At 34.5% G+C, this 14019-nt stretch carries 14 protein-coding genes; 8 read left to right on the forward strand and 6 right to left on the reverse strand.

Annotated features, from left to right (window positions below; genetic code table 11):
* Position 1: 1 nt before the first annotated feature.
* Together Q0X14_RS09880 and Q0X14_RS09885 are read right to left on the reverse strand one after the other, a co-directional pair.
* Positions 2-1222: an FtsX-like permease family protein gene (locus Q0X14_RS09880; protein WP_297837705.1), complete on the reverse strand. Its 1221-nt coding sequence runs from the start codon at positions 1220-1222 to the stop codon at positions 2-4.
* Entirely contained in the window at positions 1219-1983 is a 765-nt protein-coding gene (locus Q0X14_RS09885) for an outer membrane lipoprotein-sorting protein (RefSeq protein WP_297837708.1), read from the reverse strand. Before Q0X14_RS09885 ends, Q0X14_RS09880 begins: the two co-directional genes overlap by 4 nt.
* 176 nt (positions 1984-2159) lie before the next feature.
* Between Q0X14_RS09885 and Q0X14_RS09890 the strand changes: the two genes are divergently transcribed.
* The gene (locus tag Q0X14_RS09890) at positions 2160-2375 is read left to right on the forward strand and encodes a Trm112 family protein (RefSeq protein WP_297837711.1); all 216 of its coding nucleotides are present in this window, start codon (positions 2160-2162) and stop codon (positions 2373-2375) included.
* Between the two features lie 65 nt (positions 2376-2440).
* On the opposite strand, the gene Q0X14_RS09895 is transcribed toward Q0X14_RS09890, so the two are convergent.
* Genes Q0X14_RS09895 through Q0X14_RS09905 form a run of 3 tightly spaced genes read right to left on the reverse strand, consistent with a single transcriptional unit; the run spans position 2441 to position 5342 of the window.
* Positions 2441-3019, reverse strand: a complete 579-nt coding sequence (locus tag Q0X14_RS09895; protein ID WP_297837714.1) for a DJ-1/PfpI family protein — start codon at positions 3017-3019, stop codon at positions 2441-2443.
* Between the two features lie 15 nt (positions 3020-3034).
* Positions 3035-4747, reverse strand: a complete 1713-nt coding sequence (locus Q0X14_RS09900) for an AMP-binding protein (RefSeq protein WP_297837716.1) — start codon at positions 4745-4747, stop codon at positions 3035-3037.
* Between the two features lie 13 nt (positions 4748-4760).
* Positions 4761-5342, reverse strand: a complete 582-nt coding sequence (locus Q0X14_RS09905; protein WP_297837719.1) for a DUF3365 domain-containing protein — start codon at positions 5340-5342, stop codon at positions 4761-4763.
* 104 nt (positions 5343-5446) lie between these two features.
* On the opposite strand from Q0X14_RS09905, the gene Q0X14_RS09910 reads away from it, so the two are divergent.
* From Q0X14_RS09910 to Q0X14_RS09920, 3 genes are all read left to right on the forward strand, one after another.
* On the forward strand, positions 5447-6772 hold the full coding sequence (locus tag Q0X14_RS09910) for a hypothetical protein (protein WP_297837722.1): 1326 nt from the start codon (positions 5447-5449) through the stop codon (positions 6770-6772).
* Positions 6773-6949: 177 nt separating this feature from the next.
* The gene (msrB, locus tag Q0X14_RS09915) at positions 6950-7351 is read left to right on the forward strand and encodes a peptide-methionine (R)-S-oxide reductase MsrB (RefSeq protein WP_366522809.1); all 402 of its coding nucleotides are present in this window, start codon (positions 6950-6952) and stop codon (positions 7349-7351) included.
* Between the two features lie 35 nt (positions 7352-7386).
* The gene (locus Q0X14_RS09920) at positions 7387-7719 is read left to right on the forward strand and encodes a phosphotyrosine protein phosphatase (protein WP_297837728.1); all 333 of its coding nucleotides are present in this window, start codon (positions 7387-7389) and stop codon (positions 7717-7719) included.
* A 47-nt stretch (positions 7720-7766) separates the two neighbouring features.
* Here the strand turns inward: Q0X14_RS09920 and Q0X14_RS09925 are convergent, their stop codons facing one another.
* Complete coding sequence (locus Q0X14_RS09925; RefSeq protein ID WP_297837732.1) at positions 7767-8126, reverse strand: H-type lectin domain-containing protein; 360 nt, start codon at positions 8124-8126, stop codon at positions 7767-7769.
* A gap of 191 nt (positions 8127-8317) precedes the next feature.
* Here Q0X14_RS09925 and Q0X14_RS09930 point away from each other — a divergent pair, with 191 nt between their 5' ends.
* From Q0X14_RS09930 to Q0X14_RS09945, 4 genes are all read left to right on the forward strand, one after another.
* Positions 8318-9157 (forward strand): D-amino acid aminotransferase, encoded by an 840-nt coding sequence (locus tag Q0X14_RS09930; RefSeq protein WP_297837735.1) that lies wholly within the window; start codon positions 8318-8320, stop codon positions 9155-9157.
* 3 nt (positions 9158-9160) lie between these two features.
* The gene (locus Q0X14_RS09935; protein ID WP_297837739.1) at positions 9161-11467 is read left to right on the forward strand and encodes a DNA polymerase II; all 2307 of its coding nucleotides are present in this window, start codon (positions 9161-9163) and stop codon (positions 11465-11467) included.
* Between the two features lie 139 nt (positions 11468-11606).
* Positions 11607-13007 carry an MBL fold metallo-hydrolase gene (locus tag Q0X14_RS09940; protein ID WP_297837743.1) on the forward strand — a complete coding sequence of 467 codons (1401 nt, stop codon included), beginning with the start codon at positions 11607-11609 and terminating at the stop codon, positions 13005-13007.
* Between the two features lie 147 nt (positions 13008-13154).
* Complete coding sequence (locus tag Q0X14_RS09945; RefSeq protein ID WP_014561989.1) at positions 13155-14015, forward strand: sigma-70 family RNA polymerase sigma factor; 861 nt, start codon at positions 13155-13157, stop codon at positions 14013-14015.
* The last annotated feature ends 4 nt before the right edge of the window (positions 14016-14019 follow it).

The following is a 14019-nucleotide window of genomic DNA, read 5'->3' on the forward strand; positions in this document are numbered from 1 at the left end:
ACTAACCTCTTAACGCAACTGATGGTTTTAGTTTACGGATGAAGTTAACAGGATACAAAGCCGAAACGAAAGCGATTGCCAGAACAGTCCAAATTTGTGCGAAATACATTCCCGGATAAAAAGCAAATGGAATGATTGGATCAAACCCCCACGCTAGTATTGCATCTGCAGTTTCACCTGTCAGTGGAATTGGGTGATTTACCAGATACAAAAGAATCGGAATACTTATCAATGCGCCGGCAGCAACTCCAATAAATGAAATAAATATCGTTTCAAGAATTGTAACAATTGCAAGCTTTCCCTTTTTCATTCCGATTGATATAAGAATACCAAACTCTTTAACTCTCTCTGCTGTCATCATCATAATTGTTCCAAAAATTCCAAAAGCAATAACCACATAGAGAATACCAAGCATAATTATTCCCGATGCATTATCAACCTGAATTGATTGCACGAGTTCTGGTGAAAGTTCTGCCCAATCCATTATTTCGTATGAGTTGTCAAAATAATTTTTAAGGAATGTTTTTGTTGATTCAATTTCATCAGCATCGTTGAGAAGAATTGAAAGAGAGGTAATTCTGTCATAAGCTGAGAAAAACTGCTGCGAATTATTAAGCGCAAGGTATGTAAACGATTTATTCTGATCAGGAATTGCGAACTTAACAATTCCTTCAATTGGAATTACTGCTGCAGCTGTTACTCCGTGATATCCTTGCCCATATAGAATTACAGAGTCTCCGACATTAACTCCAAGAAGTTTTGCGAGTCCTTCAGCAATAAGAATTCCGCTGGAATTTTCTTTCAGATAATTACCTTCAACAATTTTTTCACTGAGTTTTGTTACATCGTTTTCAATTTGAGGATTGATTCCATTAACCTGAACAACTTTGCTCACTTTACCGGATGAGATTAAAGAAAATGTTTCCAACCTTGGTATAATCTGAGAAATATTTTTGTTCTTTTTCAGTTTTTGGATTACTGTTTCGTCAAAATATATACTTTCTTCAAGCGAACGCTTTTCCCAAAAATCTTTTCCGTGTATCTGAATGTGACCAGTATAAAGACGAACTGATGAATCAATCATATAATCATAATAACCTTTTTGCATTGAACGCATGATCAAAGAGAGTATAACAGCGAAGAAAACTGAAGCCGCTGATATCAGTGTTCTCTTTTTGTTTCGCCAAAGATTTCTCCAGGCAAGTTTTATATAAGTGATCATCTTACTTTTTTCATGTTCTGTTCAGAAAAGAAAGAATCATCAATCTTTATGTTGAATTGAATCTTAGTATAATCCATTACAGTTTTGTTTCCAGGTTTGTCTAGAGGTATCATTTCCCAATGAGTAAAAATTTTTCTTCCGTCCATTGTCTTTAAGTCTGAGCCCTCAAACCTTTTAACAATTTTATTATCTTCATCATAATATTCTGTAAGAGGTTGAAGATATAAATCCTTCGCAATCCATGTTATAATTTTACTCCACACAACACCGGCCTCGGGTTTGGGAGTAAGCTGAATTTTATAACAATCATATCCATCAATTTTTTCTTCACCAATTATTTTATGAGTGTAATCATTTATAATTGAAGATTCTCTCACTAAATCATCGTTTGTAAAATCACTTCCCATCCAACTTTGCAACATCATTGATGGGGGAATTTTAATTACTTTTTGAGCCGAAGGCAACCAATTCCAAACTTCATTTTTTCTTTTTAATGTAACAGTTCCTTTATCTCGTGCAGGAGAGGTAATGAAAATCAAAGCATAATCAGGTTCTAATGCCCATACTTTCATTGACATTTCGCGGGTCCAGTTTGGTTTTATAATTTTCATTGTTAATTCGGTATAGCTTGACTTTGCCCGCATAAGCTCGTCTGCTTTTTTCACTATTTCAGTAGCATTCTGTGAAAGCGCTTTTGCGGGAAGTATAAAGAAAAGAATTAAAATAATTTTTATTGCCGACAAGAAGTTTGATGTGAACATAATGAATTTCACTTTTATATTTCAAAAAATTACTTATTGAAAATTAACCAGAACTATTTCCATAGTCACGGAAAATCGGATGAAAGGAATGCGGTTGTGATTTTTTCCACTTTGCAATTATTCAGAATCAAATATAAATTTTGATAAGTAATAATAATCTTCAAAGGAAATAAAAAATGATTAGCAAGGAATTACTTGACATTCTGGTTTGCCCTGAAACAAAAGCAGAGCTAGTGCTTGATGGAAATTATCTCGTTTCGACTGATAAAAACACAAGAAGAAGATATCGTATTGAAGATGATATTCCGATAATGCTTGTTGAAGAATCCGAGCAACTTAGTCTTGAAGAATGGACTGAGATAATGAAAAGACACGGTAAAACGGTCGGGTAAATAATCTTTAAATAAACAAAAGGTCTGAGCAAACTCAGACCTTTGAATAAAATTGTTATTCCTGCCTAAGAAATTTTTGTTCCCAAAACTTCAAGAAATTTTGCCAACCAATCCGGATGAGCTGGCCAGGCAGGTGCAGTTACAAGATTTCCATCAATAAAAGCTTTATCAACCGGAATATCCTGATACTCGCCTCCGGCTGCATTTACTTCAGGTCCAACAGCAGGATAGCAGGAAACTTTTCTTCCTTTAACCCCACCTGCAGCAGCAAGTAACTGCGCTCCATGACAAATTGCTGCAATTGGTTTTTTAGCATCAACAAAATGCTTTGTGTATTCAATTACTTTTTTATTCAACCGAATGTATTCGGGAGCTCTTCCACCAGGAATAACAAGAGCATCGTAATCCGCAGGATTTACATTATCGAAGGTGAAATTCAAAGCAAAGTTATGACCTGGTTTTTCGCTATAGGTTTGATCGCCTTCAAAATCGTGAACTGCAGTACGAACTTTTTCACCAGCTTTTTTATCCGGACAAACTGCGTGGACTTTGTGTCCAACCATTTGAAGCGCCTGGAATGGAACCATTACTTCATAGTCTTCAACAAAGTCGCCAACAAGCATTAAAATTTTTTTTGAAGCCATAAAATCCTCCTTGATTTATTCTGGTTGTTGTTTAACTAAATATCTTTTGATTTTTTGAGTAGTGGTTTTTTCAAACTCTGTATCCCTTATATAAAACCTTCGGATTTGTTTATAGTTAGCGAGTTCTTTATTCACCTTTTTTATTTCCTCGGAGATAATATTATTAACAAGTTCAGGTGTAATCTGAATATTATTTTTTTCAGAGTATTCAATAAATGCTTCTGCATCAGTGACAATCTGTGCAGCAATTACTTCATCATGTTTTTCATCCTTTTCGCCATAAACCATACATTCCTGAATAAAAGGACTTCTGTTAAGTAAATCTTCAATCTCTTCGGGAAAAACATTTTTACCGTTATTGGCAATGATTACATTTTTCTTTCTGCCTGCGATATGAAGAAAACCATCTTCATCAAAGAAACCAAGATCTCCGGTTTTGAACCAACCATTTTCAAATGCTTCCTGAGTTAATTGAGGATTCTTATAGTAACCAAGCATTACATTATCGCCTTTAATAAATATTTCACCCACACCATCATTATCCGGATTATTAATTTTTATCTGAACACCAGGCAATGGTAATCCTGCAGCATTATCTTTAAATGCATATAATCTGTTCAGAGCAACAATTGGTGCGGTTTCAGTTAAACCGTAACCCTGGACAAAATTAAAACCAAATTCTCTTAAACCCTTAGCAACTTTAGGATCAGGAGCTGCGCCACCAGCAATGAATAATCTTATTGATCCGCCAAATCTGCTATGTAATTCGCTGAAAATAATTTTCTTAGCACTCTTCCAACCAATTGCATCTGCTATATTGGTAAGCTTAACAAGAGGCGGAACTATTTTGGATTTAACTTTGTCTTCCTGAATGCCCTTATATATTCTCTTAAACATTTTATCATAAAGTAGTGGAACACCAAGTAAAATAGTTGCTTTAACTTTCTGAAGATCATCTACAACTGTTTTTAATGATCTGGCATAATGTGCTGATGCCCCGGCATACAATGGACATAAGAATCCGCAGGTGCATTCATATGTGTGATGAATTGGTAACACAGAAAGAAACCTGTCTTCAGGACCAATCTTTATCATACTTGTCATCGACATCAGATTTGCAGCAAGATTTTTCTGAGTGAGCATAACACCTTTTGCCCTTCCGAGCGAACCGGAAGTAAAAATTATCTCAGCCATTTCTGTCGGATCAATCTTAGGTAATTTTTCCACATAAGAATTTTGTTTTTCAATCATCTCTGTCATAGAATAAACTTCTTGTGTACTTTTTTCATCATCCATACTTATCAGATATTTCAATTTCATTAAAGATGATTTTTTCTCAAGCAACATTTCTTTAAATGTGTTTGAAAAGACAATCGCATTGGCATCAGATTCATGAATGATGTTCAGAATTTCGTTGGTCGTCAGGTTTTTATCAATCGGAACAATTACCATATTGAATGTCATCGCTGTAAGATATGTAATTCCCCACTGTACTCTGTTTTCCCCAATTACAGCAATATGATCTCTTTCTTTAAAACCCAATTCATTTAATGCTTTCCCAAATCTGAATACAAAATCGCGAAGCTCTTTATATGTAACCTTTGGAATCGGGTAATCAGTTAAATCTTCTAAAGCGATTTTGTCAGGATATTCATTAGCAGATCGTAAAAGCATATCCTGAATAGAAGAAATTTTAGGAACATCATATAGCGCATATTTCTTTACCATCTTTTTCTCCTTGTTATAAAGTTTTCTGAATTGAAACAGCGCCTCTTAAATCGCCCATTTGATAACCCTTTGCTTTATCATTGGGATAGACTTTATTTATCAGGTCTTTAACCTGTGGAGAGATTTGTTCTTCAGTGCCGTGACAGTTTAAACACTCCGGCTGAACGAAAATCGGTTTCATATATCTTACTTTATAAACTCCGTTCTGCTCAATTAATTCAACATAATCGCTTTCGGGCTTAAGTTGGTTTTTGTTGAATTGTTCTTCAAACATTTTTAATACTTTTGATTCAAAATCGTCAGGAACATTTAAAGGATTTCTGTTCTTAAAGCTAACCCGCTTAATGTAGATGCCTTTTGACACTCCATAATTATTAGTTAGTATCTGAGCTGTGTCAGAGCAAACAGAAACAGCATTCACAATTCCATTTGTTTGAATTTCTTTAATCAAAACAGATTTGAGGGATTCCATAAAAGTTTTTGCGTCGGACCGAAGAGCAGTTTTTAGTTCTTCGGTTATTTCAGGTTTGTCTTTCTGCGAGCACGAAACCAGAATGAACAAAGTTAAAATGGAGAAACCAATAATCTTTTTCATAAACATCTCTCCTTTCTGTTTCAAAAATAAAAAATCTTTATGGTAATAACATCTTTATTTAATAAATATTTATAAGTTTGAAATAAACTTTGTAATGAATTCTGATGAATCAACTCCATTCTGAACAACCTCTTACTCAAAAAGATATTTTTAAATTCTGGCTTCCCCTTGCTGCAACATGGTTAATGATGTCGCTTGAAGGACCTTATCTTGCAGCACTGATTGCACGACTACCTGAACCCAAATTTAATCTTGCTGCTTATGGTGTTGCATTTTCTCTTGCAATGATTGTAGAAGCTCCTATAATTATGATGATGAGTGCATCCACGGCTTTGGTTAAGGATTATAAATCATTTGTTGCATTACGAAAATTTAATTATAGATTAAGTCTCGCATTAACTTTTGCAATGATTGTATTCAGCATTTCACCTGTCTTTTATTTTGTTACTGAAGATCTAATTGGTCTTCCGCATAATGTTGCATATCTGACTCATCTGAGTATCATCATTTTAATTCCCTGGCCTGGTGCAATTGGCTACAGAAGATTTTATCAGGGAATTTTGATAAGGAATAATCAAACGAGATTTGTAGCATTTGGAACATTGATAAGATTAATTTCAATGTCAGCAGTTGCACTATTGCTTTATTTATTCACCCAAATTCCGGGAGCAGCAGTTGGTGCTTCAGCTTTATCTTCCGCAGTAATTATGGAAGCTTTGGCAAGTAGGATAATGGCAAACAATCTTCTGAAAAAAATAAAATCAGACATTTCATCAATCGAACAAACTTCAGAATTATCACAGAAAGAAATCTTCACTTTTTATTACCCACTTGCACTAACTTCTATATTAACCCTTGGTGTTCAGCCCTTTGTTACATTTTTTGTGGGACAGAGTAGAAATGCTTTGGAGTCATTCGCAGTCTTACCTGTTGTTACTTCGTTCGTTTTCATTTTCAGAGGACTTGGGCTTTCATATCAGGAAGTTGTGATTGCTTTAATCGGGGACAATTTTGAATATGCACCTCAGATAAAATCATTCGCAATTAAACTTGCATCAATCACTGCGGGCACTTTGATTATTATTGCTTTTTCTCCTTTGAGAGATTTATGGCTGGAAGGTGTTTCGGGATTAAGTCAATCACTTGCAGTATTTGCTCATCTTCCTTTAATGATTATGTCCTTCTTTCCGGCAATGACAGTTCTCATCAGCTTTGAAAGAGCGATACTTGTAAAAAATAAGCATACAAAAACCATAACTATAGGAACTGCAACAGAGTTTATCAGCATTATAATTGTACTTGGCATTTGTATAAAATATTTTGATTTGGTTGGTGCTGTTGCGGCAACCATTGCCTTCGTAATAGGAAGAATGGCTGCGTGTGCTTATCTGTTTCCTCCTGTATTAAAAGCATTGAATCTTAAAACATAATTACTGATTATTGACTTAATAAAAGAAGGAATTTTTATGTTAAGAATTTTGTTAATTGGTATTACTATAATTTTTGCTACTGTTTTTATAATCTCGTTTAACAATTACAGTCAACAAGAACGATCTGGTAATTATAATTTATCAGTTGCAGATTCAACAAAGAATAAGGAGAAAAAAATGGACGATAAAATCATAAGGTCTGAAGAGGAATGGAAGAAAATTTTAACTCCCGAACAATACAGAGTGCTTCGGGAAAAAGGAACAGAAAGAGCTTACACAGGAGAATACTGGAATCACTTTGAAGAAGGCGTTTATAAATGTGCGGGATGTGGGGCGGAACTATTTTCTTCGGACACAAAATTTGATTCACATTGTGGCTGGCCAAGTTACTTTACTCCCCTTGCAGGAGATAGAGTTATCTATAAAGAAGATAGAAGTTATGGAATGATAAGAACTGAAGTTTTATGTGCTAAATGTGGTGGACACCTTGGACATGTTTTTGATGATGGTCCGGAACCAACCGGATTAAGATACTGCATTAATTCTGTTTCTTTGGTTTTTGAAAAAAGACCGAAGTAATAAATTTCTGATTAGACTATATTGTGTCCGGAATTATGAAAAAAGTTTTATTCGTCTGCACACAAAACAGGTTAAGAAGTCCAACAGCTGAAAATGTTTTCAGTAATTACCGTGGAATTCAGGCAAAGTCTGCAGGTTTGGATCCACACGCCAAAGTTCATCTCACATCTGAAATGGTTGACTGGGCAGATATAATCTTCGTAATGGAGAATATTCATCTCGATAAAATCAGAAAGAAATATTCAGGAAAGCTGAGGGGTAAAAAGTTAATCTGTCTTAATATTCCTGACGAATATGATTTTATGCAATCGCAACTTATTGAGATATTGAAAGACAGAGTTTCAAAGCATCTGAAAGCTTTAAAATGAAAAAGCCGTTCCTTATTCAGAAACGGCTTTATAAAATTTTAACACATTTATTTTTCAGCGTGTGCTAACCAATAACCACTTATACTATAAACCTTTGAATCAGCCCAGGTTCTTACCTTAATAGTAAAACCATCTCTCGATACCGACATTGCTTCTACATTAAATCTGCTGTTTGCATCCTTGTCAGTATCAAGCTGAGTAACTGATAAAAATATTGTTGGTTTTGTATCAAATGGCTTTGGGAATTCAACATCAATGGTCATTGTTCGTTCGCCGGTATTTTTATCCATATTGTATCCGGCAACTGAAGGATTAACTGACCATGTGCCGCTTTGAACTTTTGTTTGTGCTGATACTAAAGCTGTTAAGGCTAAAAATATTGCTACAACTGCTAATAGTCTCTTCATTGTTTTCTCCTTTTTTTTGTGATTAATTGATGGATTACCTGCACAAAATTAGTCAACACCTCTTTTAATTACAATATTCAAACTATCTCCAGAGATAATAAACAGAGAGTGATTCAATTATTTTAACAATTCTTTCAATCGAATTTAATTCTACTTTTAGTTATCTTAATTGTAATTATTGATAAAAACTTATGATTGCTTATTATAACGGCGATTATTTACCCGTTGAAAATATTTCAATCTCACCTTTTGACCGTGGATTTTTATTTTCTGATGGAGTTTATGAAGCATTAAGAACTTATAACAAAAAATTGTTTATGCTTCAGAAACACATTGACAGATTAAAATATAGTTTGGAACAAACAGGCATTAACTTTTCTGAGTTCGACAAGCTTGAAGAAATCATTTTTACCTGCGCACAAAAAAATAAAATTTCTCAGGACTTTAGTGTCTATATTCAAATAACCAGAGGAGTTTCATTTCCGAGAACTCATCATTACCATCATCAAATTAAACCCAATCTTTTTGTTTATACTACAGAATTAAAAAATCGTGAAAGGGAATTAAACGAAGGTGTAAGCGTAATTCTTGAACGCGATATAAGATGGAACAGATGTGATATTAAATCCATTTCACTTCTGCCAAATGTAATGGCAAATCAAAATGCTTTTATAAAAGGTTGTTATGACGCTGTTTTCTACAGAGATACTTTTATTACAGAAGGTTCGCATACAAATTTCTTTGCAATCAAAGATGGAAAGGTAATTACAGCACCATTATCCAATTTTATTCTGAATGGCGTTACAAGAAACATTGTTTTTAGGATTTGTAATGAGAATAATATTCCAATTGAAGAAGAATACATTTTATTAACAGACATATTCAACTACGATGAATTCTTTCTTTCAGGAACTACAACAGAGATTACGCCGGTTGTAAAAATAGATGATAACATTATTGGCGATGGTTTGCCCGGCAAGTTTACTCGAAAAATTCAAAAACTATTTTATGACTTCGTAAAAAATTATTAAGCTATGTCAACCTCAACAGCAAAAGTATTCCTGCTAACCGGCGATTGGTTCGATTATAAGGGAAAGAACATAATCAGACTAATCGGCACATCAAATGAGTTGGGTGCTGTTGAAATTCTTATAACTAACAATAAACCCGTTTTCTTTATTGAACGGAATACTATTCTTAATCCTGTTGGAAAAAATTTTTTCAGAAAAGAAACAAAGCTGAAAAACTTTGACAGAAAAGATGTCGACGCACTTTACTTCAACACTCAATCTGCGCTTCAGAAATATGATGCTGAATTGATTGAGCAAAATATCAGAACTTTTGAATCAGATGTTGACCCATTAAGACGATTTCTAATGGAGAAATTTATTTATGCGCAAATTGAAGTAGAAGGAGAAGTTCAGAAAAAAAATAATATTATCAGATTTATTAACCCCAGGATTAAGCCAACAACAGTTAATCCGGAATTTGTAATTGCTTCACTTGATATTGAGACTGGCATAAATCAACTTTATTCAATTGCCGCTCATCTCACAGGAAGGAAAGGCGAAATCAAAAAAGTTTTTATGCTTGGAGCGCAGCTAAAAAAATCTCCGGATTATATTTCATTCCACTCAACCGAAAACGAACTGATTGATAATTTTATACAGTGGTTTAATGAAGTTGATCCGGATATAATTATTGGGTGGCATGTTATCGGATTTGATTTGCTTTTTCTTGAAAGCAGATGCAATGAATTAAATATTCCATTTAACATCGCACGATCAAATGGTAAAGTAACAATCAGAGCCAGAAAGCCATCAGGATTTTTTGCAAGCATTACAGGAAGAATTATCATTGATGGTCCTTCATCTTTACGAGCTTCCTTTTTCAACTTTGAAGACTTTAAACTTGAAACAGTAGCACAGGAGTTGTTAGGTACCGGAAAAACAATTAACCCCGAAAAGAAAAAGGTTGATGAAATAGACAGACTATTCGCAGAAGATAAAATAGCTCTTGCAGAATATAATCTGAATGATGCCGTTCTTGTTACAGATATATTCAGAAAAACAGGTTTGCTTGAACTATCTGTCCGTCGCTCGCAAATATCAGGGTTGTTTATTGATCAGCTTGGAATGATGACAAATGCATTTGACCACTTTTATCTGCCACTTCTGCACCGCAAAGGTTTTGTCGCACCGAATCTTCGTGACATCAAAACAACAGAGCATGCTGAAGGTGGATATGTAATTGAACCCGAGCCAGGAATTTACGATAACATAGTTGTACTCGACTTTAAGAGTTTGTATCCCTCTATTATCCGAACTTTTAAGATTGATCCTTACTCTCTTCTTATGAAAGATAAGAATACAATTCAAACGCTAAATGATTATAAATTTTCTGCAACTGAACATATCCTCCCGGACTATATTGATGAATTAATGGCTCAGAGAAAAGAAGCTATTGCCAAAGGTGATAAACAACTCTCGCAGGCAATAAAAATTCTGATGAATAGCTTCTATGGGGTTATGGGCTCTTACGGTTGCAGATTTTATCATCCGGATTTGCCAAGAGCAATCACTGGCACAGGACACAAACTTTTGATTGGAAGCAAAGATTATCTTGAAAGCAAAAAGTATAAAGTAGTATATGGTGATACAGACTCACTTTTTATAAAATTAAAAGAAGTTAGCTCAAACGATGGAGAGACACAAGGAAAATTAATTGCAGAAGAACTGAATAACTATTGGCAAACAAAGTTGAAGAATGAATATAATGTTCAATCATACCTTGAGCTTGAGTTTGAAAAATTTTATGAAAAGTTTATCATCACACCCGCGCGTGGTTCAGAAACAGGTGCTAAAAAAAGATACGCAGGTTTGATCACCAAAGATGGTAAAAAAGAAATAGAATTTGTTGGGATGGAATTCGTGCGTTCTGACTGGACTAAGCTGGCAAAGGAATTTCAGGAAGAACTTTATATGAAAATTTTTTCGGGAGAAGAGGTGGAAGATTTCATCCGGCAAACAGTTAAAAACCTTAAAGAAGGTAAGTATGATGAAAAGCTTATTTACCGGAAACGACTAAGGAAAGAAGTTGAAGATTACACTAAAAATGTTCCTCCGCATGTAAGAGCAGCAAAAATGTTAAGAGAACCAGGTGATGTTGTTTATTATGTGATTACAGAACGAGGACCTATTCCAATACAATTAAAATATAACGATATTGATTATTCTCATTACATTGAAAAGCAGTTAAAGCCAATCGCTGATTCTGTGTTGGGATTACTTGGTAAATCTTTCGATTCAATAGTTGGCTCGGATCAAATGAGCTTTTTCTGAAACAGAGATTTATGAAATATTAGTATCCCTCTTCCACATAATTTTATGATTATAATTCAGTTTATAGAACGGTTAAATTTCTTTAAGTTTAATCAGATAATATTTTCTCATTGTAACAGAAATATTAAGGAATAAAATATTGAAAATTCATTTTATTGGTGGGGCAAGAACAGTTACCGGTTCTTTACATCTGCTTCACATCAACGGCAAAAAAATTCTTCTTGAATGTGGTTTATTTCAGGGAAGAAGGAAAGACACTTACGAAAAAAATAAAAACTTCCCTTTCGACCCCAAAGAAATTGATGTTTTAATCCTCTCTCATGCACACATTGACCATAGCGGAAACATTCCCAATCTGGTTAGTAAAGGTTTTGATGGACTAATCTATGCAACTGCAGCTACTGTTGATTTGTGTCAGATAATGTTAAGAGATTCAGCACACTTACAGGAAAAAGACATCGAGTGGGTAAATAAAAAACGCTCAAAGAAAGGTGAACCACCTGTTGAACCATTATACACGCTTGATGATGTAGAAAAATCAATGGAGCACTTTATCGGTGTTCAATATAATAAAACAATAGAACTGTTTGATGGAATAAATTTTAGTTTCAGAGATGCGGGTCATATTCTTGGATCTGCGGGAGTTCATTTTGAGATTAAGGAAAATTCAAATAAAAAAATATCACTTGGATTTAGTGGTGATATCGGCAGACCGGAATCGCCCGTAATAAAAAGTCCTGATGTTCTCAGAGACCTTGATATTCTGATAATGGAATCAACTTATGGTAACAGGTTACACTCGCCTTCAGAAGAGGTTGAAGAAGAGCTTGCACAAACAATAAATCAAATTGTGAACAATAGTGGGAAAATAATTATTCCTGCATTTGCTGTTGGTAGAACACAAACTATTGTTTATGTGCTTCACAAATTATTTGACCAAAACAGAATTCCGGAAATACCAATCTATGTTGATTCACCTCTTGCAGTTGATGCTACAAATGTTTTTCGCTCTCATCCTGAATGTCTTGATAGAGAAACATACAGAGTTTTTCTCCAGAACGGAGAAGATCCTTTCGGATTTTCGAGACTAAAGTACATCAAAAAAGTTGAGGAGTCTAAAGAATTAAATGACAAGCCCGGACCAATGATTATCATTTCTGCTTCCGGTATGGCAGAAGGGGGAAGAATTTTACATCATCTTGCAAACAATATTGAAAATCCTAAAAATCTTATTTTATTTGTGGGTTACGCTGCGGAACAAACCTTGGCACGAAAAATTATGGATGGTGAAAAAAGGGTGAATATTTTCGGCGAAGAGTATGAGGTAAAAGCAAAAGTAAAAACTATGGATTATTTTAGTGCCCACGCTGATCAAAATGAATTATTGGATTATCTTCGTCTAAATCCAACAAAGAAGTTAAAGAACATCTTTTTGGTTCACGGAGAGGAGGACCAGGCCATTCCTTTAAGGCAAAAATTATTGACTAAGGGCTACAAAACCGTTGAATTTCCCGCTTCAGGCAGTATTTATGAGATTTAAATCATAAAAAAAGAAACTTTTTTCTATTTACATCATCTAAAAATTTGCTATATTTAAAGGTTTCAAAATAAGCAACTCAAAAATGTCCCTTATGGGATACCATAAATAACAACAAATATTTCCTCACAATAAAGGAGATGAAATAGATTGAAGATCACAAAGCAATTCACAAACAGAGAGAGCAAATCGCTTGATCAATACTTACAGGAAATTGGTAAGGTTGACTTACTTACTCCACAAGATGAAATTGATCTTGCGATAAGAATTAAAAAGGGAGATGAAAAAGCAAAAGAAAAACTTATTAAAGCTAATCTCCGCTTTGTTGTGAGCGTTGCTAAACAATTTCAAAATCAAGGGCTGTCCCTCGGTGATTTAATTAACGAGGGAAATATCGGCTTAATAAAAGCCGCTGAAAGGTTTGATGAAACCAGAGGATTTAAGTTCATTTCTTACGCCGTATGGTGGGTAAGACAATCTATTATGCAGGCAATTGCTGATCAATCAAGAGTAGTTCGTTTACCACTTAACAGAGTTGGTAATCTTACTAAAATCAGCAAAGCTTACAGAGATCTTGAGCAGGAATATGAAAGAAAACCAACTACAGACGAACTTGCTCAGATGCTCGATATGACCTCAGAAGAGGTTGCTTATGCTCTTCAGATTGCTGGTCGTCAGGTATCTATGGATGCGCCTCTTAAAGAAGGTGATGATGGAAAGAATTCATTGATTGATATTCTTCCTAATGAAGATCAACCATTACCTGACCAGAAGCTTATGACCGAATCTCTGAAAAAGGAAGTCGCGAATGTTCTCTCAACACTCTCTGAAAGAGAAGCAGAAGTAATTAAATTATACTTCGGAATTGATGGAGATCATTCAGCCACTTTGGAAGAGATTGGTGAAAGATTTAATCTTACCAGAGAAAGAGTAAGACAAATTAAAGAAAAAGCTCTCAGAAATCTGAGACAATCTAAAAAGAGCGCAAGACTTAAAGCTTATTTAGGTTAGTTAT

This window comes from Ignavibacterium sp. (assembly GCF_025998815.1).
Classification (GTDB): Bacteria; Bacteroidota; Ignavibacteria; order Ignavibacteriales; family Ignavibacteriaceae; genus Ignavibacterium.